Origin of the sequence: Rhodanobacter sp. L36 (assembly GCF_009765755.1) — a bacterium.
Classification (GTDB): Bacteria; Pseudomonadota; Gammaproteobacteria; order Xanthomonadales; family Rhodanobacteraceae; genus Rhodanobacter.
In genome coordinates this window covers 425,236-450,388 of the sequence record NZ_LMUV01000003.1, presented here as the reverse complement: position 1 = coordinate 450,388, position 25,153 = coordinate 425,236, and the positions used below count along the sequence as shown (strand labels likewise).

The following is a 25,153-nucleotide window of genomic DNA, read 5'->3' as shown; positions in this document are numbered from 1 at the left end:
TGCGGTACAGCTGGTAAGGGAAGAGAAAGAACCTTGTGTAAGTTGGTGCGAATGGAGTCATCCCGGCGGTGTTTCCCACCGTCGGGATTTCTTTATCACTATTAAAAGCAAGGCGGTGCCGGAGGTAACATGCATAAGGGAGCGTCGCAAATAGGCCCGATCGAAATCGATGTTGCTATTCCCGCAAAGCGGCCTACCTCTCTTATGTTGGCGCGAGAGCGTATTCTTCAACTAGATGATGGAGACAGTTTTCTCCTGAAAGCTGTTTCAACTACGGCGAATAGCCAAAGTTTCGCGAGCGAAAATATTTCAAAGCTGGCTGCGCGTATCGCAAACTGGGCACGCTCGCAGAACATACGAATTGCCTACCGTGTCGCCGACAAAAGTAGCGTTCGGATTTGGAGGCTCGGTGCAATCAAAAAAGTCACGAAAAACAGCCCAGAACAAATATATATCGTTGGCGAGATAGAAAAGGGTATGCCCGCGCCATCGAAGAAGATCTTGTCTGCAGCGCAGAGCCAGATTCTGCAGCTTAAGGATGGCGAAAGTTTTGTACTCACCTTACGTTTTGAGCACTTTCTAACCGATAACGCCGAGCGTCTCTCACGCTGGGCAAAAGTCAGAGGCATCCAAATCATGCGCAGAAAGATCGATGACGACACAGTGAGAATCTGGCGTGTAGCAGCTACGCCTCTCACCATGAATGGATCTAAGAAGAAGCGAGATTCCAGTGGCTCGTAAATCCAAAATACCTGAAAATATAGAGTCGGGCTCCGCCGTGAACACCGATCCGCCAGTCGAAACAGCGAGCGAACCAACCGCCGGTGCCGACCCGACCACCACCGAAGCTGATCCGTCTGCCACACCAACCGTCGCAGCGACGCAACAGGTCGAAAAAAGTTGCTCGCGCGGACTCGCCGCGTGGCTCGCCGGCAACAACATGTCGCTGGCGATTTCGTCGTACCAGACCGGCCGCGTCTATCTGGTCGGCAGCGACAAGCAGGGGCGCGTGTCGTTCTTCGAGCGGCTGTTCGAACGCGCGATGGGCATCGTCGGCAATGCGCAGCGCATTTATCTGGGCAGTCTGTATCAGCTGTGGCGTTTCGAGAACGTGCTGCGTTCGAACGAGATCATCCACGGCCAGTTCGACAAGTGCTACGTGCCGCGCAACGCGCAGACCATTGGCGATCTGGACATCCACGAGCTCGGCATCCGCAAGAACGGCAAGGTGGTTTTCATCAACACCAAGTATTCGTGCGTGGCCGAGCTGAGCCAGACGCACAGCTTCAAGGCGATCTGGAAACCGGACTTCATCAGCAAGCTCGCACCGGAAGATCGCTGCCACCTCAACGGCCTGGCGATGGTCGATGGCGCGCCGAAATATGTCACCGCGGTGTGCAAGAGCGATGGTGTCGACGGCTGGCGCGATCGTCGCAGCGAAGGCGGCGTGGTGATCGACATGGACACCAACGAGATCGTCTGCGAAGGCCTCTCGATGCCGCACTCGCCGCGCTGGGCGAACGGCAAGTTGTGGCTGCTCAATGCCGGCACCGGCCAGCTCGGCTGGGTCGACTTCGCGACGAAATCGTTCGTGCCGCTGACGTTCCTCCCCGGCTTCGCGCGCGGTCTGTCGATCACCGGCAACACCGCGGCGGTGGGCTTGTCCAAGCCGCGCAATCAGCGCTTCGAAGGCCTGCAACTGGATGCGGAACTGACCAAGCGCGACATCGAGCCCTGGTGCGGCGTGCAGATCGTCTCACTCACCAACGGCGACGTGCTGCAATGGATCCGCTTCGAAGGCGACATCTCCGAAATCTTCGACCTGTGCTTTCTACCGAACGTGCGCAATCCGATGGTGGTCGGTCTGCGTACGCCGGAGATTCGCGACCTGATTACGTTCGAGAGTGAATTGCCGGCTTAGTTATTCGAACGCGCGACGCGTCGATCAGCGATCGTCGCGCGTCCAGATGACGTCGTTCTCTTCGTGCACCGGAAAGCTCGCGATCGGTTCGTACGCTGGCGGCTTGGTCACCGCGCCGGTGCGCAAATCGAATCGCGCACCATGGCGCGGGCATTCCACTTCGAAACCGTGCACGTCGCCGCCGGCGAGATCACCGCCGTCATGCGTGCAGACGTCTTCCACCGCATACAACGCACCATCGATGTTGTAGACCGCGATAGGCGTGTCGCCATCCCACACCACCTTGAATTCGCCCGGCAGAAGTTCGCTGCGCGTGCCGACCTTGATCCAGCCATTCATGCCGATGGCTCGATCAGATCCTTGACCAGCACCTCGAAGCGCAGATCGTCGCGACGTGGAATACCGAATCGTTCGTCGCCATACGGAAATGGTTTGACGATGCCGGTGCGTCGATAGCCGCGGCGTTCGTACCACGCGATCAGTTCAGAGCGCACATCGATCACCGTCATGCGCATCAGGGGAAGTTTCCATTCGTCGCGCACGATGTGTTCGGCCTCTGCCAGCATCGCCCTGCCGAGGCCGCTGCCCTGCAGGTCCGGCCGCACGCTGAACATCCCGAAATAGCCGTCGCCATCCTGTTCGCAGACATGCGCGCAACCCAGCCATTGGCCGTCGCGCTCGGCAATGAAAACCCGGCTGCGTTGGCGCTCGATGTCCTGCCGCAACACCTCCGGATCAATGCGGTTGCCGTCGAGGATGTCGGCCTCCGTGGTCCATCCCTTGCGACTGGAATCACCGCGATACGCGGAAGTCACGAGTTCGACCAGAGCCGGAATGTCGTCGACGGTGGCAGCGCGATATTGCAAATCGATAGGCGTATTCATGCGGCGATGATAGTGCCTTGCCCCGGGGTGTGGCTCGTCGTCTCCATCGTTGTTGAGCAACTGACTGCGCAACGATTCAAGCCCGCATGCGTTCGATCTGCGCGTCCTTTTCGTTCCACAAGACGTTGACCCACGACTGGAAGCGTTCACGGAACGCTGCATCTTCTTCGTAGTTTCCGCGAAGGGTGTTGTCGATCGGCAACTCGCGCACGTGCACGCGAATGTCGCGAATGCGGCCGGCGATCAGATCCATCATCGTGCCGGAACCGTTCGGATAGACGATGGTGACATCGACGATCGCGTGCAACGCATCGCCCATCGCGTCCAGCACGAACGCCAGGCCGCCGGCTTTGGGCCGAAGCAGATGACGATACGGCGACGATTGCGCGGCGTGCTTTTCCGGGGTGAAGCGCGTGCCTTCGGCGAAGTTCATCACCGACACCGGCATGTGGCGGAATTTTTCGCAGGCACGACGCGTGGCTTCGCGATCCTTGCCCTGCAGCTCGGGACGCTTCGCCAGCGTTTCGCGCGAGTAGCGTTTCATGAAAGGGAAATCCAGCGCCCACCACGCCGGGCCCAGCAGCGGCACCCATATCAACTGGCTCTTGAGGAAAAACCGCAGGAAAGGAATGCGCCGGTTGAAGACCTTTTGCAATACCGGGATATCCACCCAGCTCTGGTGATTGCACAACACCAGGTAGTTGCCGTTGCGACGCAACCCATCGAGCCCTTCGATGGTCCAGCGCGTTTGCGTGAATGCGTCGAACAGCACGTTGTTGACGCCGATCCAGCTTTCGGCGATGCCGACCAACAGGCGCGAACACGCGAGACGAATCGCGCGAACCGGTACGATCACCTTGATCAGCGTGAACGCGAACAACACCAGCACGTGCACGATCACATTGAGGGCGAGCAGCAACGCCACGATCGGCAGACGTATCAGGCCGGGGAGTTTGGCAAGCATCGAAGTCCATGACGATCGGCAAAGCGGAAGGATAGCCGCTCAGTCGGATCAGCGCTTCGGCAATCTCAGGCTGACAACGTCAGCCGCCGCAACGTGTTGAAGGTCTGTTCCATGTCCGCATCGGTGGTCCGCCAGTTGCACAGGGCCGCGCGGAGAATTGGACGTCCATCCAGCACCGACAGCGACAGGAACGCGGTGCCATCGAGATGCAACGCCTGCTGCAGGCGCCGCAAAGCCCCGGCATCGTCATTCGCCAGTGCAAAGCACACCACGTTGAGACGAACCGGTGCCGCCAGCTTGAACAAGGGATCGCTTTCGAGCAGCCTGCCGAGCAGTTGCGCAGACGCACAATTGCGTTCCACCAGTTCGGCATGGCCTTCGCGGCCGTAGGCGAGCAAGGTCATCCACAGCGGGAGCGCGCGGAAGCGACGCGAATTCTCCGGTGCGAGATGCAGATAGTTATCCGGCACCGCCCGCGGCGCGTTGAGATACGGCGACTGGTTCTGAAACACTTCCAGCTGCAGCGCGATGTGTGGGGTGTAGACCAGCGCGCAGTCGTACGGAACGTTGAGCCACTTGTGCGCGTCCACCGTGACCGAGTCCGCCGCTTCGATGCCCGCCAGCAAATGCCGATGTCTCTCCGAAGCCGCCGCAATGCCGCCGAATGCGGCATCCACGTGCAGCCAGAAAGGAAACCGGGATTTCAACGCACCGATCGCAACGAGATCATCGAAGTCCACCGTGTTCACGGTGCCGGCACTGGCGACCACGATGCATGGCTCGCCGTTGCGCAGAATCAGCTCGCGTTCCAGCGCGGAGACATCCATCGCTTCGCGACCATCCAGCAGCGGCAGCGACTGCAGTTGCTTGCGCCCGATGCCCGCCATGCTCAGGGCCTTGTGCGTGCTGGAGTGCGCCGCGCCAGCGAACACCGCGACGGGCGGCAGCCCCCACACCCCTTCGTCCGCGATATCACGGCCATGCTGTCGGCCGTACCATTGCCTGGCGAGAGCCATGCCGACGTAGTTCGCCATGGTGGCGCCAGTCACGCAGAGTCCGGTCCACTGTTTCGGCCAATGCAATAGCTGGCGCAAAAGATCGACCGCCTGCAGCTCGATCGACGCCGCACAGGTGTCGCCATTGCGCTGCGCGTTCTGATCGTAGCTGGCGACCAGCCAGTCCGCCGCGAGCGCTGCCGGCGTGGTGCCACCGGTCACGAAACCAAAGTAGCGCGGACCGGCGCTACCCGAGATTTGTTTTTCCCAATCCCGCTCGAAGCGTTGTAGCGTCTTGAGCGCACCGAGACCTTGCGTCGGCAGTTCGGTGTACGACTCGAAGTCGGCCGGTAACGTCGCCGCGGCCGGCCTGTGCGGCAAGCCATGCAGATGGGCGCTTGCCATGGCGTGGGCGCGATCGAGGATGGAATCCAAATCGACGAGATCGCTGCGCAACGTCGTGTGCATGTGGCAATTCCAGAAAGTGGTGGGTGACGCGACAACCCAAGCTCACATCAGCAGCTTGCGCACCTTGAGCAAGGCGACGACGAAGGCGTCGATTTCCTCGCGCGTGTTGTAGAACGCCAGCGACGCACGCAACGTGGCCGGCACGTTGTAGAACTGCATCAACGGATGCGCGCAATGATGGCCGGAGCGCACGGCGATGCCTTGCAGGTCGAGCAACGTCGCCATGTCGGTGGCCTGCGCGCCATCGATGAGAAACGAGATGACCGGCTCCTTGTCTTTTGCCTCACCGAAGATGCGCAGGCCGGGAATCTCCCGCAGCCGCTCGGTGGCGTAAGCAAGCAGATTTTGTTCCCACGCGTGGATCGCTTCGAAGCCGACCGAATCGTAGTAGTCGATCGCAGCGCCGAGCCCGACGAAGCCTGCGATGTTCGGGGTGCCCGCTTCGAATTTGTGCGGTATGCCGGCGAACGTGGTGCCGTCGAAACGCACCTCGCGAATCATTTCTCCGCCACCGAAGAAAGGTGGCATGTCATCAAGCAATTCTCGCCGTGCCCACAACGCGCCGGTGCCGGTCGGCGCAAGCATTTTGTGGCCGGTGAGTGCGTAGAAATCGCAGCCCAAAACCTGCACGTCGACTGGCCGATGCGGCAATGCCTGCGAGCCATCGACCAGCAACGGGATGCCGCGCTTGCGACATTCGCGCGCGATCTCGCGAATCGGATTGACCGTACCCAGCACGTTGGAAACATGCGTCACGCACGCGAGTTTCACGTCGGGCGTCAGCATCTCGAAAAACTTTTCGAGGATCAGCTCGCCGCGCTCGTTGATCGGCGCAGCCTTCACCGTTGCGCCGCTGCGCGCGGCCACAAGCTGCCATGGAACGATATTCGCGTGATGTTCCATCACCGTCGTCAAAATCGAATCGCCGGGCTTCAAGCGCGGCAATGCGTAGCTGTATGCAACAAGGTTGATCGACTGCGTGGTGCCCGACGTGAGGATGACTTCATTGCGCGATGGCGCATGGATGAAGTGCGCCAGCTTGTCGCGCGCACCTTCATACGCGGTGGTCGCCTCTTCGCCAAGTTGATGCACGGCGCGCGCCACGTTCGCATTGCGTTCGCGATAGTGCGCATTCACCGCCTCGATCACCGACTCCGGTTTCTGGCTGGTATTGGCATTGTCGAAATACACCAGTGGCTTGCCGTGCACGGTGCGCGCGAGCAGTGGAAAGTCTGCGCGGATTTGCGCGACGTCAAAGACGGTGGCGGTGGTGGCTTGAGATGGGCTCATCTTCGGATTTTCCTGATTGGCGCCCTCCCCCGAAAACACGGAGGAAGAAAAACCATCACGCGGGCAAATGTTCGATCAGCAACGTCGACAGGTGATCGCGCAGCGCCTCATTCGGCAGGTCATCAAGCACGGCGCGACAGAAGGCGGCGGTCAGCAACGCGCGCGCTTCCACCATCGGAATGCCGCGCGAGCGGAGATAGAACAGCGAACGCTCGTCGAGCTGACCCACGGTGGCACCGTGTGCGGCTTTCACTTCGTCTGCATGGATTTCGAGTTCGGGCTTGGTGTCGATTTCGGCGCCCGTCGACAACAAAAGATTCTTATTGCTGAGGCTCGCGTCGCTGCCATCCGCGCCGGGCGCCACGAGGATCGCACCGCGAAACACACCACGCGCACGATCGCTGGCGACGCCGCGCCAGACTGATGTGGACACCGTGTTCAATGCTTCGTGGCGGATCGCCATTTGCGTGTCGATGTGCTGGCGACCATGCGGCATGAACACGCCACGCGTATCGAATCGCGCTTCATCGCCCAGCAACTGCGCCCGCAGATCGTGACGTACCAGCGCGCCGCCAAGCTCCAGCGCATGCAGAGTCGCGTGCGCGCGGGCGTGCAACCGGAAACTGCTGCGACGCATCAGGTTCGCGCCGACCGCCGCGTTCTGCAGCAGCGTGTGGCGCATTCGCGCGCCTTCGCGCAGTTCGATATCAGCGACGAGTGTTGCAAGATGATTCTGTTCGCCGGACGCGAGGTGATGTTCGACCAGTTCGAGCGATGCGCCCTCACCTATTTCGATTACGTTGCGCACATGCCACGCCAGATCGGCATCGGCGGCAGCACCGACGAAAACGAGATGTATCGGCACTTCGATTTTCGCGTGAGTTGCCACGCGCAGCATCACACCGTCGTCCGCGCACGCGGCGTTGATGCGCGCGAACGCATCACCTTCTTCACGGTAATGACGCGAGAGCGCGAAGCGCAATGGTTCGGCGTTTTCCTTCAACGCAACGGAAAGCGGTTGCAGCAGCAGACCCGGCGGCAGTGCATCAATCGACGAGAGATCGGCGCGAAAAACACCGTTGACGAAGACGACTCGAGGGCCATCGGCGCCGGGCAACACGAAATGCGATGTGTCGACCACACGTGACTGCGCATCGGCATCACCGCTGGCGAACGAGCGCTGTGTGAGCGCGCGCAGCCCGGTGTACTTCCATGCTTCCACACGCGTATCAGGCAGACCGGCAGCAGCAAAGGCGTTGTGGTTTTCGCACCTCGCCGCATCCAGCCAGTCGATGCCGCTGACGGGCAACGGTGCATCGAGCAGTGACGCGAGCAACGGCGATGTCGCCGGCTGACTCATGCCGCCTCACCCGCCGGATGACGTTCGGCGATACCGGCGTAACCGTGTTCTTCCAGCTTCAGCGCCAGCGACTTGTCGCCGCTCTCGACGATGCGCCCGTCCGCCAGCACGTGCACGAAGTCAGGCACCACGTAATCAAGCAGGCGCTGGTAATGCGTGATCATCAGGAACGCGCGTTCGGGCGAACGCAGCAGGTTGACACCCTGCGCGACCTGTTTGAGCGCGTCGATATCGAGGCCCGAATCGGTTTCGTCGAGAATCGCCAGCCGCGGCTCGAGCACCGCCATCTGGAAAATTTCGTTGCGCTTTTTCTCGCCGCCGGAGAAACCTTCATTGACGGCGCGATGCAGCAGCTCGTCGGATATCTGCATCACCTTCAGTTTCTCGCGCACCAGCTTGAGGAACTGCATGGAATCCAGATCCTTCTCACCGCGCACCTTGCGTTGTGCGTTCAGCGCTGCGCGCAGGAAGTAGGTGTTGTTGACGCCGGGAATTTCCACCGGATATTGAAACGCCAGGAACACGCCGGCGGCCGCACGTGCTTCGGGTTCGAGTGCCAGCAGATCCTCGCCGTTGTAGCTCACGCTGCCAGCGGTCACTTCGTAACCGTCGCGACCGGAAAGCACGTTGCCGAGCGTGGATTTGCCCGCGCCGTTCGGGCCCATGATCGCGTGCACTTCGCCGGCGTTGACGGTGAGGCTGAGGCCTTTGAGAATTTCGCGACCTTCGACGCGCGCGTGCAGATTTTCGATTTTCAGCATGTTCATTTTTTCTTCTTCGATGCCATCGACAGGTTGCACGGGCCGTTGCCGACCATCGCGTTGTCGCCTGTGATGACGCTGGATTTGCTCGCGGCGCCGAGGTCGCAGGCAGCGATGATCGGCGCATCCGGCACGTCACCGATCAGCGTGGCATCGGTCAACCAGCCGGCCTGCCACGTCCTGGCGTCCGGCGACAAGCGCAGGCCCCAGGGCACGACATTGTTGCGGACATTGAACAGCGGCATCGGCGCGGTTTTCGCGAAACGGCGGATCGGGCCGATCGAGAAGTGGCCTTGCGCATCGGTGATCGTTTCCTGCGTGAGCGCGCTGGGCGAAACATCGCCCGAGGTCGTCATCACGTCGGCCAGTTGCACGTGTTCGCCAACGACCGGCTTGCCGGCGCGGACCACGGTGCCGCTGATCGTCGGCGCGGTGAGATCGTGATGCGGCCAATAGACGCAACCGGTAAGCACGGCGAACGGCGCGAGAAGCAGCCCTTGTGTCAGGGATTTCATCCGACAGCTCCTTCCAGCGACACTTCAAGCAATTTCTTCGCCTCGACCGCGAACTCCATTGGCAGCTCGCGGAACACCTGCTTGCAGAAACCATCGACGATCATCGACACGGCGTTTTCCTCGCTGATGCCGCGCGCGCGGCAGTAGAACATCTGGTCATCGGAAATCTTGGAGGTGGTCGCTTCGTGCTCGACGATGGCGGTCGGGTTTTTCACTTCCATGTAAGGAAATGTATGCGCCCCGCACTTCTTGCCTATCAACAACGAATCGCACTGCGTGTAGTTGCGCGCGCCCTCGGCGCCATTCTCCATTTTCACCAGTCCGCGATAGCTGTTGGAGCTGCGTCCCGCGCTGATGCCCTTGGAGACAATCTTCGACTTGGTGTGCTTGCCGATGTGGATCATCTTGGTGCCGGTGTCGGCCTGTTGGTGATGATGCGTGAGCGCAACCGAATAAAACTCGCCCACCGAGCGATCGCCCCGCAGGATCACGCTGGGATATTTCCAGGTGACGGCCGAACCGGTTTCAACCTGGGTCCAGGAAATCTTCGAATCGTCACCGCGGCAATCGCCGCGCTTGGTGACGAAGTTGTAGATGCCGCCGACGCCGTTCTCGTCGCCGGGATACCAGTTCTGCACGGTGGAGTATTTGATCTGCGCTTTTTCCAGCGCGACCAGTTCGACCACCGCAGCATGCAACTGGTTTTCATCGCGGCGCGGTGCAGTACAACCTTCGAGGTAGGAAACATGACTACCCTCTTCCGCCACGATCAGCGTGCGCTCGAACTGTCCGGTGTTCTGCGCGTTGATGCGGAAGTAGGTGGACAGTTCCATCGGGCAACGCACGCCCTTGGGAATGAACACGAAACTGCCGTCGGAAAACACCGCCGAGTTCAGCGCGGCGAAATAGTTGTCACCGGTGGGCACCACGCTGCCGAGATATTTCCTGACGATGTCCGGGTATTCGCGGATCGCCTCGCTCATCGAGCAGAACAGCACGCCCGCCGCGGCGAGCTCCTTGCGGAACGTAGTACCGACCGACACCGAATCGAACACCGCATCGACCGCCACGCCGGCCAGACGTGCGCGCTCGTGCAACGGCACGCCGAGTTTTTCGTACGCTTCCAGCAGTGCCGGATCGACTTCATCCAGTGATTTCGGGCCGGCCTTGGGCGCGGCGTAGTAGCTGAGTGCCTGATAGTCGATCGGCGCGATTTTCAGCTTCGCCCAGTCCGGCATCGGCATGGTCAGCCAGTGGCGATACGCATCGAGCCGCCACTCGGTCATCCACTCCGGCTCCTGCTTGATCGCGGAGAGCTGGCGGATGATGTCCTCGCTCAGGCCTGGCGGCAGGCTGGTCATCTCGATGTCGGTGACGAAACCGGCGGCGTAGCTGCGACCGAGCGCGGCGGCGACCTCGGCGTTGTCGCGCAAAGCGATGTTGGTTTCCTGGATCACGGTGTCGTTGTTCATCCGGTGGTGACCTCCCCGGCTTTGGTGGTCACGGCGATGCGGCGATTCGGTGGCGGCTTGAGCATGTCGGCCAGGCTCACGTTGCGCAGTGCATTGCCGAGCACGTTGTTGATCTGCTGCCAGCTGCCACGCACGCCGCACTGCGATTCACGATCGCAATGACCATTGGCGACGCTGCATTCGGTCATGCCGATCGGGCCTTCCAGCGCCTCGACGATCTGCGCCAGCGAGATTTCGCTGGCCGGCCGCGCGAGCCGATAACCACCGTTGACGCCACGAAACGATTCCACCAGCGATGCGTGGCCGAGCGCTTTCAGCAGCTTGCTGACGGTCGGCAATTCGAGTCGCGATTCGTCGGCGATCTGCGCCGTGCTGATCACGTCGGCAGGATGCGCGGCGATGCAGGTCATCACCACGGTGGCGTAGTCGGTCAGTCGGCTGACACGAAGCATGGAGGCGCTCGGGCTGGGCAGCTTAAATCGGGACTAAAATGGTACTGATTCGATGGCTGGGGGTCAATGCCGCCGGCGCACCATCACTGCGCAACGCCTGTTTCGATTGCCCGCAAATCGTGCACGACATTCGCGCAACATTGCGTGGTTGAGCCAATGCGCGAGCCGAAAGGTGTGGCATGCATCGTGCTCCGTCCTCTCTCGGGATCATTACGGGAGCACGCCATGAAGTGGATCACGGCCATCATCAAGCCGTTCACGCTGGACGACGTGCGCGAGGCGCTGGCCGAGGCCGGCGTCGAAGGCATGACCGTCACCGAGGTCAAGGGTTTCGGTCGACAGCACGGACACACCGAGCTCTATCGCGGTGCCGAATACGTGGTGGATTTTCTGCCCAAGCTGAAAATCGAAGTGGCGGTGAGCGACGATCGCCTGGATCACGCCATCGAGGCGATCACCAACTCGGCACGCACGGGAAAGATCGGCGACGGCAAAATCTTCATCAGCGAACTCGAACAGGTGATACGTATCCGCACGCGGGAGGTCGACGCCGATGCGCTTTGAATTTCCGCGTCGCAGTGTTTTCTCATTACTCGCTTTCGCACCGGTCGCCGCGTTCGCACAGGCGCCGGCCACGCTCGACAGCGGCGACACCGCGTGGATGCTCACCGCAACCATGCTCGTGTTGCTGATGACGATCCCCGGCCTCGCGCTTTTCTACGGCGGCATGGTGCGCGCGAAAAACCTGTTGTCCGTGTTGATGCAATGTTTTGCGATCACCGCGCTGGTCAGCGTGCTGTGGGTGATCTACGGCTACTCGCTCGCGTTCAGCACGGTCGGCATGCACCCGGGTGCGGTGAACCTGCACGCAGTCATCGGCGGCATGGATCGGCTGATGCTCAAGGGCATCGCGCCAGGCACGCTGTACAACAAGGTGCCCGAGAGCGTGTTCGTGATGTTCCAGATGACTTTCGCGATCATCACGCCCGCGTTGATCGTCGGCGCGTTCGCCGAACGCATGAAGTTCAGCGCGCTGCTGTGGTTCACCGCGTTGTGGCTGACCGTGGTCTATCTGCCCGTGGCACACATGGTCTGGAGTGGACCCGGATCGCTGCTCGGCGATCTAGGCGTGCTGGATTTCGCCGGCGGCACCGTGGTGCACATCAATGCGGGTATCGCCGGCCTCGTGGCGTGCCTGGTGATCGGCAAGCGTCGCGGCTATCCAACCACGCACATGCCGCCGCACAACCTCGGCTACACGGTGATCGGTGGCAGCCTCTTGTGGCTGGGCTGGTTCGGTTTCAACGCGGGTTCCGCCGTCGCAGCCAACGGCAGCGCAGGCATGGCGATGCTGGTCACGCAGATCGCCACGGCCGGCGCCGCCATCGGCTGGATCACGGTCGAGTGGCTGGTCCATCGACGACCGAGCGTGCTCGGCATCGTCTCCGGCGCGGTCGCCGGTTTGGTTGCGGTCACGCCCGCGGCCGGCACGGTCGGCCCCGGCGGTGCGTTGGTGCTTGGACTGCTCGCGGGTGCGTTGTGCTTCTTCACCGCGACCAAGCTCAAGCAGAAACTGCGTTACGACGACACGCTCGATGTGTTCGGCGTGCACGCAGTCGCCGGCATCTTCGGCGCGCTGCTCACCGGTCCGTTGGCATCGGCCAAGCTGGGGGGCTTCGGCGACGTGACCAGCCTTGGCGGGCAGCTCTGGATCCAGGCCAAGGGCGTGGGATTCACGATCGCGTGGAGCGCCGTGCTGACGCTGATCATTCTCAAGCTGATCGACTGGACACTCGGCCTGCGTGTCAACGAGGAGCAGGAACAAATCGGCCTCGATCTCGCGTTGCACGAAGAGAAGGCATACAACCTCTCGAACTGAGCGATCGCACGTGCGCCGTCCATCTCGTTGACGGCACGGCGCACGACTCGCCAGCCCGCGCGGCCAACGCTAAGCTGATCGACATGTCGCCATCATTCGAAAGTCATGCACGAAAACATTGACCGTGCCGCCGCACGTCTCGCGTGGACTCGCCAGGTTCTGGGCGACAACATGCTCACGCTGGAATCAGCGTCGGCCGATGCGAGCTTCCGCAGTTATTGGCGCACGCATCACGAAGGCCAAAGCTGGATCGTGATGGATTCGCCGCCTGCAGAGGAAGATCCGCGACCATGGCTGGAAATCGGCGCGAGACTCTCGGCTGCTGGCCTGCACGTGCCGGAAGTGCGCGCGACGGATCTCGATCAGGGTTTCCTGCTGATCGAGGACCTTGGCTCGTCGCTATATCTGTCGGCGCTGAATGACGACACGGCGGAGAGCTTGTACGGCGACGCCATGGATTCCCTGCTGCGCATCCAGCGCGATGTCGACACGGAAGGCCTGCAGCCTTACGACCGCGCGTTCCTGCTGCGCGAACTGCAGATCATGCCCGAGTGGTTTCTCGGCCGGCATCTGCGTCACGCATCCGACGCCGACGAACACGCCGTGATGGATGCCGCGTTCGAGGTGTTGCTCGACAACGCGTTGGCGCAACCGCGGTGCTTCGTGCATCGCGATTTCCACAGCCGCAATCTTCTCGTGATCGACAAGCAGAATCCGGGAATCATTGATTTTCAGGGCGCGCTGCTCGGCCCCATCGCTTACGACCTCGCCTCGCTGCTGCGCGACTGCTATGTCGCGTGGGACAACTCGCGAGTCGAACAGTGGGCGGAGCAATACCGCCAGCGGCTGATCGACACACGGCTGATCGCTGCCGATGTCGATCGGGAACGTTTCCTGCGCTGGTTCGACCTCACCGGGTTGCAACGACATATCAAGGTGCTGGGCATCTTCTGCCGGCTTTGCTATCGCGATGGCAAGTCCGGTTATCTCGACGACCTGCCACGCGTGTACGACTATGTCATCGACGTGGCGAGTCAATATCCCGAACTCGCCGGGCTGGTCACCCTGCTCGAACGACATGTGCGCGGGCGTGATCTGCGCCAGCCGGTGAGCGCATGAAGCACGCGCTTATTTTCGCCGCTGGACTTGGCGAGCGCATGCGTCCACTGACCGACCGCACACCCAAACCGTTGCTTTCGGCGGGCGGCAAGCCGCTGATCGTGTGGCACCTGGAAAAACTGGCCACGGCCGGTGTGCACTACGTGGTGATCAACACGTCGCATCTCGCCGAACAGTTTCCCGACACACTGGGCGATGGTTCGCGCTGGGGCCTGCGCATCCGTTACGCGTACGAAGGGCCGACGCCGCTGGAAACCGGCGGCGGCATGTTGAATGCGCTGCCGTTGCTCGGACCAGAACCGTTTCTCGTCGTGAGCGGCGACGTCTGGTGTGACGTGGATTTTGTCGCGATGCCTTCTGAACCTCAAGGCCTCGCGCACCTGCTGATGACGGACAATCCAGCGCATCATCCGCACGGCGATTTTCGGCTGGATACAGAAAACCGGCTGCACGACGGCGGCGATCCGCAACTCACCTATAGCGGCATCGGCGTGTTTCGTCGCGAACTGCTGGACAACTGGTCCGAAGTGGCCGGCCATGTGCCAGGCGCCTTGGGGGAGCCGCCGCGCTTCAAATTGCGACCCCTGCTGGAGGCAGCCATGGTGCATGGAAAAGTCAGCGGTTCGCGCCATCGCGGCGCCTGGACCGACGTCGGCACACCGGACCGTCTTGCCTCGTTGAATAAAGAGTTGCAGCTCGCGCACGATTGACAACACCTTGCTTCAGCCATCATCAAAAGGAATTCAAATGACCATGGAAACAGGCAGCCTTTTACGCGAACGCGACGGCAACGAGGCGCACGTCTCGTACGTCGAACTGTTTTTCGACCTGGTTTATGTGTTTGCGGTGACCCAGCTTGCCCATCGACTGGTCGACGATCTCAGCGCCGTGGGCGTGTTGCAGACGCTGGTGTTGTGGTTCGCCGTTTGGCTGGGTTGGCAGTACACCTGCTGGGTGACCAACTGGTTCAACCCGGAGACGATGTCGATCCGGCTGCTGATGTTCGCCATCATGCTCGCTGGCCTGGTGATGTCGGCTGCGATACCCGAAGCATTCGGGAATCGAGGCTTGATCTTTGCCGGCGCTTACGCCGCCATCCAGATCGGGCGCACGTTGTTCGTGCTTCTGCAGCTCGATCGGAACAGCGCATTGGCACCCAACTTTCGACGCATGCTGGCATGGCTGAGTTTGTCCGGCGCGTTGTGGATTGCCGGTGGTTTGAGCGATGGTCATCTGCGCCTGGTTCTCTGGCTTCTCGCGGTGGCGTGTGAATACCTCTCGCCGATGATCGGGTTGTGGGTTCCGGGGCTCGGTCGCTCGCAGACCTCGGACTGGACCATCGAAGGCGGCCACATGGCCGAGCGCTGCCAGCTGTTCGTGATCGTGGCGCTGGGGGAATCGATCCTCGACACCGGCGCCAGCCTGGATCACACGGCGCTGTGGGATCTGCCGATCCTGATCGCGTTCCTGGTCGCCTTCCTCGGCAGCGTGGCGATGTGGTGGGTCTACTTCGACACCAGCAGCCACGACGGCAGCGAAGCGATCACGCACTCGAAGGATCCGGGCCGCATGGGCGCCTATTTTCACTATGTACACGTGATCATCGTGGCCGGCGTGATCGTGTCGGCGGTCGCCAACGAGATGGTCATCGCTCATCCGGACCAGCGCATCGTCGCCAGCCATCTTGGCATCCTGCTCGGAGGGCCGGCGATCTACCTGTTCGGCAATGCGATCTACAAGAAGGTCGTGTACGGGCGCTTTCCGCTGTCGCATCTCTGCGGGCTCGTCGCGCTGGCGATATTGGTGCCACTGGGTTTTCTCACCGACCAGCTGATGGTCAACGGTTTGACCACGTTGATCCTGCTGGCAGTGGCTGGCTGGGGCAGTTGGGCAAGACGCCACACGACTTACGCGCTGCCGCTGCCGCATCACTGATACCCAGTCGCATGAAAAAGGCCCGGATCATCCGGGCCTTTTTTTGTGCCGGGACCTGGGCAGACCCGCTCAGGGACGCCGCGCCAGTTCCGGGTTTTCCCGGGTCACCGGCATCAGGTCTTTCTTCGATACACCCAGCCACAGCAGGATCGGGCTGGCAACGAAGATCGATGACAACGTGCCGACCAGGATGCCGATCAGCATGGTGATCGCGAAGCCGTGCACCGCCGGACCGCCGAAGAAATACAACGCGCCCATGGTGATCGCCGTGAACAATGAGGTGATGATGGTTCGCGACAGCGTGTTGTTGATCGAGCGGTTGAGGATTTCCTCCGGCTCGGCCTTGCGCGCGAGGCGGAACAGCTCGCGGATACGGTCGAACACCACCACCTTGTCGTTGATCGAATAACCGATCACCGCGAGTACCGATGCCAGCACCGTCATGTCGAACTCGCGCTGCACCAGCGCCAGAATGCCCAGCGTCACCAGCACGTCGTGGACTTCCGTGGCGACTGCCGCAATCGCAAAGCGACGTTCGAAGCGAATCCACAGGTACGCCATGATGCCGAGCATCACGAACACTGCCGCCACCGTGCCGTCGCTGCGCAGTTCCGCGCCGACTTCCGCGCTGATGAACTCCGGGCTTTTGACCTTCGCATCCGGCCTTGTGGCCTGGAGCACCTTGCTCACGTCGGCAGCAATGCGATCGAGATTGACCTTGCCGTCCGACGCCTGCATCGCGGCCGGATCGTCCTTGGGCTGCATGCGGATAGACACCTCGCGCGTGCCGCCAAGACTCTGCACGACCGCGTGTTCGAAACCGCCCTTGGCCAGTGAATCGCGCACGCCCGCGATCTGCACCGGCTGGTCGTAGTCGACCACCATCGAAACACCGCCGGTGAAATCCAGACCGTAGTTCAGGCCCTTGGTGGCGATCAGCAGGATGGACGCGATCATCAGACCCAGCGCGATGGCGACGCTGTACTTGCGCATGCCGAGGAACGGGACGTTGCTGTTGTGGTTGAAAATTTCCATGAGAGATTCCCGCCCTTACACCGAAAGGGTCTTGAGCTTGCGGTGGCCGTGGATCAGCGCAGTGAATGCATGCGTCAGCATCACGGAGGTGAACAGAGAAGTCAGGATGCCGATCATCAGCGTGACGCCGAAGCCCTTGATCGCACCGGTGCCCATGGTGGTCAGCGCGAGCGCGGCGATCAGGTGGGTGACGTTCGCATCGAGAATCGTGGCCCACGCTTTCTCGTAGCCGGCGCGGATCGCCGCGTGTGGCGTCGAGCCATTGCGCAATTCCTCACGGACGCGTTCGCAGATCAGCACGTTCGCATCGATCGCCATGCCCAGCGTCAGCACGATGCCGGCCACGCCCGGCATGGTCAGCGTGACGCCGATCAGCGACATCACCGCAACGAGAATCACCAGGTTGAAGAACAACGCGATGTCGGCGACCAGCCCGAACAGCTTGTAGTAGATCGCCGCAGCGGCCAGCACCAGCGCGAGACCAAGCAACACGGCCTTGAAGCCCTTGTCGATGTTGTCCTGACCGAGGCTCGCGCCGATCACGCGCTCTTCGACGATATCCACCGGCGCTGCCAGCGCACCACCCTTGAGAAGGTTGGCCAGGTTATGAGCCTCTTCCATGGTGCCCAGGCCGGTGGTCTGGAATTGATTGCTGAAAACGCCGTCGATCCTGGCGTCGTTGATCACCGACTCGGTGATCCTGGGTGTGCGGACTTCCTTGCCATCCACCAGCTTGGTTTCGGTAACGCGCTCGACATAGACAACCGCCATCGGCTTGCCGACGTTGGCGGTCGTGAAATCCAGCATCTTTTTCGCGCCCGTCGCGTTCAAATTCACGCTGACTGCGGGCGTGCCACTTTGTGTATCAAGCGTGGAATTGGCATTCACCAATTCGTTGCCGGTCGCGATGATCTGCTTGCTGACCAGAACAGGGGCATGGTTGTCATGCATGTAGTAAAGGTTGGCTTCGGGAGGAATATTTCCCGTGCGCGCCGCGTCCACCGCGGCAGCGTCGCCGGCAAAACCGATGCCCGGTCGGTACTGCAATGTCGCCGTACCGCCAATGAGTGCCTTCGCTTCCGCCGGGTCCTGCACGCCAGCCAGTTCGACAACGATGCGGCTTTCGCCCTGTTGCTGGATCAGCGGCTCGGACACGCCGAGCACATTGATGCGATTGCGCAACGTGCTCAGGTTTTGAGTGATCGTGCTGCGCGACAAGTCGAGCAATTTCTCCGGCTTGACCACGACGTTGAGCACGAAACGGTCTTGAGTGCTCGGCCCGTTGGCAACATTAAGATCGGTGTACTCGTTGGCAATCGCATCCGACGCCGTGGAGCGATCGTTCGCGGAACGCAGGATCACCGCAATGCCCTGGCCTTTCACCGCGCTGCGAGCCACTGACTCGTAATGAATATTCTTGAGTCGCAGCAGACCACGAATGTCATCCGCGTAGCTGTTTTCCTGTTTGTCGACAACATCGCTCTGGTCGACCTGCATCAGGAAATGCACCCCGCCCTGCAAGTCCAGGCCCAGCGGCATCGAACGCGCACCGATCGCACGCAACCAGGAAGGCACCACCGACTTCAGATTGAACGCCACACTGTAGCCGTCGCCCAACGTCGCCTTGATCGCGTCAGCGCCGCTCTTCTGTACGTCCGTGTTGGCGAACGTCGCCAGCAGGTGATCGCCCTGCACGCTTACGTCGAGGGCAGGAATGTGCTGAGCGACAAGCGCGTCGGCAACCTTCTTCTGCATGGACTGGTCGATCGGCGCAGCGTTGTGAGTCGCAGTGACCTGCACCGAAGGCAACGGAACAAAGACGTTCGGCAACGCGTAGATGATGCCGAACAACATCGCCAGCGCGACCAGCGCGTATTTCCAGCGGGGAAAATCACTCATGCCCTGAATCCATCAAAGCCGTGGCGACAGCCACAGCGGTAGCGACAATCGAAATGGGTGGTGGGAAGCGGCTGCCAACCGAAGGCTGGCCGCGACCATGCATCAGACTGATTTCAGCGAGCCCTTGGGCAACACCTGCGACACCAGTCCCTTCTGCACTTTCACCATCACGTTGGGTGCGATCTCCACCGTGATGAAGGTTTCGCCGACGTCGTCGACGCGTCCGGCGATGCCGCCGCTGGTGACGATTTCATCACCCTTGGACAGGCCGGCGAGCAGCGCGCGATGTTCTTTCTGACGCTTCATCTGCGGGCGGATCATCATGAAATACATCAGGCCGAACAGCACGACCATCATGATGATCATCTGCATGCCACCGCCGGCAGCACCTTGCGGAGCGGCAGCCTGGGCGATCACCGGGTTGGAAAAAATCATCGTTCTGTCTCGCAAGGTAGGGGCGAACACCGCAAAGCGGCCAAACGCCTGTCAAAGATTCGGGATTATGCCACGCCAGCCGCAGCGCGGCGCCATCGGCGCCCCGAAGCGGCCGGCAGAGCCCTACTGAGGGCGTTCGCACCCCGTTGCAAGGTCCCTTCGGCGTATTCCGGGAGCCCTGCCACTTCAGGAGTTGGCGATGGCCGGTTGTCGCCGGGCATAGAAGTCGGCAGTGAACGCTTCCAGGCTTTGCGCCTCGATCGCGTCGCGCAGTCCCGACATCAGTCGCTGGTAGTAGCGCAGGTTGTGCATCGTCGCCAGCTGGCTGCCGAGGATTTCGTTACAGCGATCGAGATGGCGCAGGTACGCGCGCGAAAACCCGTTCGCGCACGCATGGCAATCGCAATCTTCCTCGATCACCCGCGTATCCAGCGCATATTTCGCATTGCGGATGCGCAATGTTCCTTCGGCGGTGAACAGGAAACCATTGCGTGCGTTGCGCGTCGGCATCACGCAATCGAACATGTCGATACCGCGACGAACCGCTTCGACGATGTCCTCCGGCCGTCCCACGCCCATCAGATAACGCGGCTTGTCCTCGGGCAACAGCGGTACGGTGAAATCGAGCGCGTGATTGCGCTCCGCTTCCGGCTCGCCCACTGCCAACCCGCCGACGGCATATCCGTCGAACCCGATCTTGATCAAACCTTCGGCCGAGCGACGACGCAGGTTTTCGTACACGCTGCCCTGCACGATGCCGAACAGTGCATTCGGCGGTTTTGAAGCCATGCGTTGCAGGTTGTCGAACTCGCGACGCGAGCGCTCGGCCCAGCGCAGCGAAAGTTCCATCGAATCGCTGGCGACTTTCTCCGTCGCCGGATACGGCGTGCACTCATCGAAGATCATCGCGATGTCCGAATCCAGTGTGGTCTGGATCTGCATCGAGACTTCCGGCGACAGGAACACTTTCGAACCATCCACCGGCGACGCAAACGTCACACCCTCCTCGGTGATCTTGCGTTTGTGCGCCAGCGAAAAAACCTGAAAGCCGCCCGAGTCGGTGAGCATCGGTTTGTCCCATCCGATAAACCGATGCAGCCCGCCGAACTTCCCGACGATCTCCAGTCCCGGCCGCAGGAACAGATGGAACGTGTTGCCCAGAATGATTTCCGCGCCTGTCTCGCGCACGTCCCGCGGCGTCATCGCCTTCACCGATCCATATGTCCCCACCGGCATGAACGCCGGCGTCTCCACCGTGCCCCGCGCAAAAGTCAGACGCCCGCGGCGGGCAGCACCATCAGTGGCTTTGAGATCGAAAGTCATGGAAGTCATCGCGCCATTATCGCGTGTTCGCAGACGCGTTGGTTCGCTGACTTGGAAGAAAAGCCTTTGCATGACGGAGGCGAAGCGCACCGGATGGCGGACTTCGCCGCCATGACGAAGGCAATTCCGGCATTCATCTTCCCCATCGCTCGAGGAACCGGAAGGCCTTCAGCAACCGCCCCCGGGATGCCTTTCCATCGGCCTCACCTCACATTCGATATTCCATCCATCCCCATGGACCTCGAGGAAGCGACGCGTGACTTCGATGGCTTCTTTCATGGAAGGCACTTCGATGATCGCGTAGCCACCGATCACTTCCTTGGCTTCGGTGAACGGACCATCGACACGACTGATTTTTCCGTGGGCGAGTTTCACGCGCACACCTTCGGAGGTGGGGCGAAGGCCGGCGGTGTCGATCATGATGCCGGCTTTTGTCATCTCGTCCAGCAGCTTGCCCATGTCGTTCATGAGCCGCTCGTCGGGCCGCTGGGTGCCGTTCTCGTTGATCCTGATCATTGAAAGGAATTGCATGAATCCATCTCCTGATGTGGGTGGGCCGGCGGCGTTCATGACTCCGGCTAACCATGCAACGAACAGGACACGGCGAAATCGACATGCAGGCCGAAAGCCGTTTTATGCCAGCGCTGCCGCGTAGTACGCGCCATGACGCGACACGCGCACCGGCATGCCGAACGCCAGGGACAGCGCGGCATCCGTCAGCGTCACGGCCTTGCTGCCGTGTTCGGAAACGCGGCCATCGCGCAACAGCACGATGCGGTCGATCTCCGGCACGATTTCCTCGACGTGATGGGTAACCAGCACCAGCGTAGTGCCGCCGGTTGCCAAGCTGCGCAGGCTTTCCATGAAGTGCCGGCGGCTGGCCATGTCCAGTCCTGCGCAGGGTTCGTCCAGCAGCAAGGCGCGCGGCCGATGGACCAGCGCGCGCGCAATCAGCACACGACGTGCTTCGCCCGTTGAAAGGCTGGACATCATGCGGCCGGCCAGATGCGTGGCGCCGAGCTGTTGAAGCACGTCCTGGGCACGGTCGCGCATCGAAGCAGTGACCCGATGATGGCGTGCGATGCCGCGTGCGGCGAAGAAGCCCGAGACCACTGCGTCGACCACTTCCACCGGTGTATCGCTGGTGTAATCGTGCTGCACTGCCGGTGAAACGATGCCAAGCAGACTGCGCAGCTCCGATACCGCCCAGCGTTCACGCCCGAAGATGCGCACGGCGCCAGGTGACGCGCCGGATGCCAGCGGATAAAGCTGTCGCGCGATCAGTTTCACCAGTGTCGACTTGCCCGAGCCGTTCGGACCGAGGATAGCGGTGTGCTCACCGGCGGCGATGCGCAAGCTGAACTGGTCGAGCACGAGGCGATCGCCTTGCATCACGCTGGCGCGGTCGATTTCCAGCAAGGCGGCATCGGCTTCTGTATGGACGTCTATATCGATGGTCATCCCCGCACCATGCCCGCAAATGCGACAGGCATCAACCCGGACTGCACATCGGCGAGATGCCGGCCGTCACGCCCGAAGCGATGCATCGTCCGGATGATGTCGATATGGGCCCGCCTTGTTCGTCGTCATCACGGACAACCTGCTCCTGCCGAGCGATGACACCGCCCGCCAGGGCGACATATTTCTTCAAGGTTGCCGATCCCATTCACCAGGAGACTGATCATGCCTGCGACTCTTATTCCCGCTGCCGAACTGGCAAAGCGCAACACGATGGCCTTTCCTAACGAAAGCGCCGAATACCGTGCGGCCCGCCGTGCGCTGCTCGTTGAGGAAATCGAGCTGCGTCGACATATCGAACGCGTCGCCGAGCAACGTCGCGCACTGCCGCCGGGTGGTCAGGTGATTGGCGACTATCGCTTCGAAGGCAAGGATGGCGCAGTGGACTTCACCGGCTTGTTCGGCGACAAGCAGACACTGGTGATCTACAGCTACATGTTCGGACCGCAGCGCGAACGGCCCTGCCCGATGTGCACCTCGTTGCTCGGCGCATGGAATGGTGAAGCCCGCGACGTCGGGCAGCGTGTCGCGTTGGCCGTGGTGGCACGTTCATCGATCGAGCGCCTGCTCGACTTCGCCCGCGAACGCGGCTGGCGTGACCTGCCGCTGTACTCGGACATCAACCAGAACTACAGCCGCGATTATTTCGCCATCGATGAGGACGGTGGCGATGGCGATCAGGCCGCCTTCAACGTGTTCACGCGTCGCGACGGCAGCATCCGTCACTTCTGGAGCGGTGAAATGGGTTTCGAATCCGCCGATCCCGGACAGGACCCACGCGGCGCGCCGGACCTGATGCCGTTGTGGACCATCCTTGATGCGACACCCGAAGGTCGTGGCACCGACTGGTATCCGAAGCTCGACTATCCGAATGCACCGCGATGAACGATCAAGACGAAAGTGGTCGCATCGTACGAGCCAGCCACGCGAATCAGCGGCCGCCCTGATCGCGCTCCTGCGCCAACACGCGCGCAAGACCGACGAAATCCGCCTGCAAAGGCGTGGGTCGCCAGTCGCTGCGTCGGGTCAATGCGATGCGACGGCGCAGCACCTGTCCCGGCGCGCCGATTTCGGCGAGCACGCCGGCGAGCCGCTCGAACAGGAACTGGTCGCGCGACATCAACGTGAGCCAGTCGCCCTTGAGCATGAGGCCGCGCATGATCAGCACCGAGCCGCATTCGATGCGCAGCTTCGGCGGTTCCACGCCGCGGCTGCGAAACATCAGTTCCCAGTTGGCGCGCATGGGCACGCCGTGCGACGGAATGACCCACGGGAAATTCAGCAGGTCCTTGTGCGAAAGTCGCTTCTTTTCGCGCAATGGGTGCGCGGCGCGTCCGACGATCACGGGCTCGTCGTCGAACAAACCTTCCTGCACGACGTCATTCGCGGGCGATGGATCACGCTGCGCGCCGATCAGCAAATCGATATCACCGTGGCGCAGCGTCGACAGCAGTTCGGCATACGGCGCCTCGACCACTTCCACCGATGCGGCTGGATGCATCGCGGTGAAGCGCGTCAGCAACTCCGGCAGGTAGATCGCGCGCGCCATCGGCAATGTGCCGAGAATGATGCGTCCGCCATCGCCCGCGCCAAGGGCGCCGGTTTCGTCCATGCCCGCGCGTAGTTCGGACAACATCAGTCGCGCAAACCGCACGAACCGATTCGCCACGTCGGTAGGACGCACCGCGCGTCCCACACGCACCAGCAACGCCACGCCGAGAAAATCCTGCAGATCGCGCACCGCGCGATGAACGGCCGGTTGCGAAAGGCCCGTTCGTTCGGCCGCCATCGCGTAGCTGCTGGTGCTTTCCACGGCGATCAGCGCACGCAGTTGCGCCATGCTCACGCGCCGCTCGATGTGCGCGACCGGCGCGAGCCGCGCGGATCGCCGCGCAAGACGCACACCTTGCACGAGATATCGCAGCGCGCGCTCGACGCGAATGATCATGATGCGGCCGGCAGCCGTTGGAACCATGCCGTCGGGTTGTCGTTCGAACAGGCGCTCGCCGAGGATGCGCTCTATCTTGGCGACCGCCTGCGCAAGCGCCGGCTGCGACAGGTTCACCTGTTGCGCGGCCGCGCTCATGCTGCCCGCGCGACCGATCACGGTCAGTGCATCGAGGTGCCGGAGATTCAGTGAAAACGGTTCGCTCATGCGCAATCAATAGCCTTTGCTTATGGGTCGATCATAAATCGAAATTGGCAAACCGCCACGCAACAGTCACATTCCGGCGCCATCAACGCAGGGTTTTGCGCATGCATGCAGTCAATACCAAAGTCGAAAGAACACCGATCGCGGTCGTGGATGCACTGGCACGCCTTGGCGTCGCTACCGTGCACGAGGCGCAAGCGCGCCGTGGTCTGCTCGCCAGCCGCTTGCGTCCGATCTATGCCGGCGCGCGCATCGCCGGAACCGCTGTAACGGTTTCGTTGCCACCGGGCGACAACTGGATGCTGCATGTCGCGATCGAACAACTGCGCGAAGGCGACATCCTCGTCGTCACCCCGACCAGTCGTTGCGACGACGGTTATTTCGGCGACCTGCTCGCGACCTCGGCGCAGGCGCACGGCTGTCGCGGTCTGATTATCGATGCTGGCGTGCGCGATGTGCGCGACCTTGCGGCGATGCAGTTTCCGGTGTGGTCCCGAGCGATCAGCGCGCAGGGCACGGTGAAGAAGTCACTGGGCTCGGTGAATTTTCCAGTCACTTGCGCCAATGCACACGTGCACGCTGGCGACGTGATCGTCGCGGACGACGATGGCGTCTGCGTGGTGCGTCGCAAAGATGCCGCCGACGTACTGGAAAAAGCCAAGGCGCGTGAAACACGGGAAGACACGGTGCGCGAACGCCTCGCACGCGGCGAGCTGGGGCTGGACATCTATGACATGCGCGAAGACCTCACGCGCGAAGGATTTCAATACCTCTGA

26 protein-coding genes are annotated in these 25,153 nt (G+C 61.6%); 9 read left to right on the top strand and 17 right to left on the bottom strand.

All coding sequences use genetic code 11. The features are described 5' to 3' along the window. Positions 1-129 precede the first annotated feature (129 nt). Both GSQ73_RS07145 and GSQ73_RS07140 read left to right on the top strand, forming a co-directional pair. Positions 130-741, top strand: coding sequence for a hypothetical protein (locus GSQ73_RS07145; RefSeq protein ID WP_158882455.1), 612 nt, complete (start codon positions 130-132; stop codon positions 739-741). Between the two features lie 37 nt (positions 742-778). After that, positions 779-1,921, top strand: a complete 1,143-nt coding sequence (locus tag GSQ73_RS07140) for a TIGR03032 family protein (RefSeq protein ID WP_254063312.1) — start codon at positions 779-781, stop codon at positions 1,919-1,921. Between the two features lie 24 nt (positions 1,922-1,945). Here GSQ73_RS07140 and GSQ73_RS07135 read toward each other — a convergent pair whose 3' ends face one another. From GSQ73_RS07135 to GSQ73_RS07090, 10 genes are all read right to left on the bottom strand, one after another. After that, positions 1,946-2,260, bottom strand: a complete 315-nt coding sequence (locus tag GSQ73_RS07135) for a non-heme iron oxygenase ferredoxin subunit (RefSeq protein WP_158882451.1) — start codon at positions 2,258-2,260, stop codon at positions 1,946-1,948. Continuing rightward, on the bottom strand, positions 2,257-2,805 hold the full coding sequence (locus tag GSQ73_RS07130) for a GNAT family N-acetyltransferase (RefSeq protein ID WP_158882449.1): 549 nt from the start codon (positions 2,803-2,805) through the stop codon (positions 2,257-2,259). Before GSQ73_RS07130 ends, GSQ73_RS07135 begins: the two co-directional genes overlap by 4 nt. A 76-nt stretch (positions 2,806-2,881) precedes the next feature. Further along, on the bottom strand, positions 2,882-3,769 hold the full coding sequence (locus GSQ73_RS07125) for an acyltransferase (RefSeq protein WP_158882447.1): 888 nt from the start codon (positions 3,767-3,769) through the stop codon (positions 2,882-2,884). Between the two features lie 65 nt (positions 3,770-3,834). Beyond that, entirely contained in the window at positions 3,835-5,232 is a 1,398-nt protein-coding gene (locus GSQ73_RS07120; protein WP_158882445.1) for a pyridoxal-dependent decarboxylase, read from the bottom strand. 42 nt (positions 5,233-5,274) lie between these two features. After that, entirely contained in the window at positions 5,275-6,522 is a 1,248-nt protein-coding gene (locus GSQ73_RS07115; RefSeq protein WP_158882443.1) for a cysteine desulfurase, read from the bottom strand. Positions 6,523-6,577: 55 nt separating this feature from the next. Then, positions 6,578-7,882 carry a Fe-S cluster assembly protein SufD gene (gene sufD / locus GSQ73_RS07110; RefSeq protein ID WP_158882441.1) on the bottom strand — a complete coding sequence of 435 codons (1,305 nt, stop codon included), beginning with the start codon at positions 7,880-7,882 and terminating at the stop codon, positions 6,578-6,580. Then, on the bottom strand, positions 7,879-8,643 hold the full coding sequence (gene sufC / locus GSQ73_RS07105; protein WP_158882511.1) for a Fe-S cluster assembly ATPase SufC: 765 nt from the start codon (positions 8,641-8,643) through the stop codon (positions 7,879-7,881). The genes sufD and sufC overlap by 4 nt, the downstream gene beginning before the upstream one ends. A 2-nt stretch (positions 8,644-8,645) precedes the next feature. Continuing rightward, positions 8,646-9,158, bottom strand: coding sequence for a carboxypeptidase-like regulatory domain-containing protein (locus GSQ73_RS07100; protein ID WP_158882439.1), 513 nt, complete (start codon positions 9,156-9,158; stop codon positions 8,646-8,648). Beyond that, positions 9,155-10,630, bottom strand: a complete 1,476-nt coding sequence (gene sufB, locus GSQ73_RS07095; protein WP_158882437.1) for a Fe-S cluster assembly protein SufB — start codon at positions 10,628-10,630, stop codon at positions 9,155-9,157. Before sufB ends, GSQ73_RS07100 begins: the two co-directional genes overlap by 4 nt. Further along, positions 10,627-11,082 carry an SUF system Fe-S cluster assembly regulator gene (locus tag GSQ73_RS07090; protein ID WP_158882435.1) on the bottom strand — a complete coding sequence of 152 codons (456 nt, stop codon included), beginning with the start codon at positions 11,080-11,082 and terminating at the stop codon, positions 10,627-10,629. The genes sufB and GSQ73_RS07090 overlap by 4 nt, the downstream gene beginning before the upstream one ends. A 225-nt stretch (positions 11,083-11,307) precedes the next feature. Here GSQ73_RS07090 and GSQ73_RS07085 point away from each other — a divergent pair, with 225 nt between their 5' ends. From GSQ73_RS07085 to GSQ73_RS07065, 5 genes are all read left to right on the top strand, one after another. After that, complete coding sequence (locus GSQ73_RS07085) at positions 11,308-11,646, top strand: P-II family nitrogen regulator (RefSeq protein WP_158882433.1); 339 nt, start codon at positions 11,308-11,310, stop codon at positions 11,644-11,646. Then, positions 11,636-12,961: an ammonium transporter gene (locus GSQ73_RS07080; protein ID WP_158882431.1), complete on the top strand. Its 1,326-nt coding sequence runs from the start codon at positions 11,636-11,638 to the stop codon at positions 12,959-12,961. Before GSQ73_RS07085 ends, GSQ73_RS07080 begins: the two co-directional genes overlap by 11 nt. 105 nt (positions 12,962-13,066) lie before the next feature. After that, positions 13,067-14,080 carry a phosphotransferase gene (locus GSQ73_RS07075; RefSeq protein ID WP_158882428.1) on the top strand — a complete coding sequence of 338 codons (1,014 nt, stop codon included), beginning with the start codon at positions 13,067-13,069 and terminating at the stop codon, positions 14,078-14,080. Continuing rightward, entirely contained in the window at positions 14,077-14,790 is a 714-nt protein-coding gene (gene murU, locus GSQ73_RS07070) for an N-acetylmuramate alpha-1-phosphate uridylyltransferase MurU (protein ID WP_158882426.1), read from the top strand. Before GSQ73_RS07075 ends, murU begins: the two co-directional genes overlap by 4 nt. Before the next feature lie 37 nt (positions 14,791-14,827). Beyond that, positions 14,828-16,015: a low temperature requirement protein A gene (locus tag GSQ73_RS07065; protein WP_158882424.1), complete on the top strand. Its 1,188-nt coding sequence runs from the start codon at positions 14,828-14,830 to the stop codon at positions 16,013-16,015. Between the two features lie 69 nt (positions 16,016-16,084). On the opposite strand, the gene secF is transcribed toward GSQ73_RS07065, so the two are convergent. The 6 genes from secF to GSQ73_RS07035 all read right to left on the bottom strand — a co-directional run bounded on the left by secF (position 16,085) and on the right by GSQ73_RS07035 (position 22,168). Further along, positions 16,085-17,050, bottom strand: coding sequence for a protein translocase subunit SecF (gene secF / locus GSQ73_RS07060; RefSeq protein WP_158882422.1), 966 nt, complete (start codon positions 17,048-17,050; stop codon positions 16,085-16,087). A 15-nt stretch (positions 17,051-17,065) separates the two neighbouring features. Beyond that, complete coding sequence (gene secD / locus GSQ73_RS07055) at positions 17,066-18,949, bottom strand: protein translocase subunit SecD (protein WP_158882420.1); 1,884 nt, start codon at positions 18,947-18,949, stop codon at positions 17,066-17,068. 102 nt (positions 18,950-19,051) lie between these two features. Continuing rightward, a complete protein-coding gene (gene yajC, locus GSQ73_RS07050; protein WP_158882418.1) occupies positions 19,052-19,384 on the bottom strand; it encodes a preprotein translocase subunit YajC in 333 nt (110 codons plus the stop codon). A gap of 186 nt (positions 19,385-19,570) precedes the next feature. Further along, positions 19,571-20,716: a tRNA guanosine(34) transglycosylase Tgt gene (gene tgt / locus GSQ73_RS07045; protein WP_158882416.1), complete on the bottom strand. Its 1,146-nt coding sequence runs from the start codon at positions 20,714-20,716 to the stop codon at positions 19,571-19,573. Positions 20,717-20,875: 159 nt separating this feature from the next. Beyond that, positions 20,876-21,238 carry a YciI family protein gene (locus GSQ73_RS07040; RefSeq protein WP_158882414.1) on the bottom strand — a complete coding sequence of 121 codons (363 nt, stop codon included), beginning with the start codon at positions 21,236-21,238 and terminating at the stop codon, positions 20,876-20,878. 102 nt (positions 21,239-21,340) lie between these two features. Next, positions 21,341-22,168, bottom strand: coding sequence for an ATP-binding cassette domain-containing protein (locus GSQ73_RS07035; RefSeq protein ID WP_158882412.1), 828 nt, complete (start codon positions 22,166-22,168; stop codon positions 21,341-21,343). A gap of 222 nt (positions 22,169-22,390) precedes the next feature. Here GSQ73_RS07035 and GSQ73_RS07030 point away from each other — a divergent pair, with 222 nt between their 5' ends. Continuing rightward, positions 22,391-23,110 (top strand): DUF899 family protein, encoded by a 720-nt coding sequence (locus GSQ73_RS07030; protein ID WP_158882410.1) that lies wholly within the window; start codon positions 22,391-22,393, stop codon positions 23,108-23,110. 46 nt (positions 23,111-23,156) lie between these two features. Here the strand turns inward: GSQ73_RS07030 and GSQ73_RS07025 are convergent, their stop codons facing one another. Next, the gene (locus GSQ73_RS07025; RefSeq protein ID WP_158882408.1) at positions 23,157-24,380 is read right to left on the bottom strand and encodes a LysR family transcriptional regulator; all 1,224 of its coding nucleotides are present in this window, start codon (positions 24,378-24,380) and stop codon (positions 23,157-23,159) included. A 101-nt stretch (positions 24,381-24,481) separates the two neighbouring features. Between GSQ73_RS07025 and GSQ73_RS07020 the strand changes: the two genes are divergently transcribed. Beyond that, positions 24,482-25,153: a 4-carboxy-4-hydroxy-2-oxoadipate aldolase/oxaloacetate decarboxylase gene (locus tag GSQ73_RS07020; protein ID WP_158882406.1), complete on the top strand. Its 672-nt coding sequence runs from the start codon at positions 24,482-24,484 to the stop codon at positions 25,151-25,153.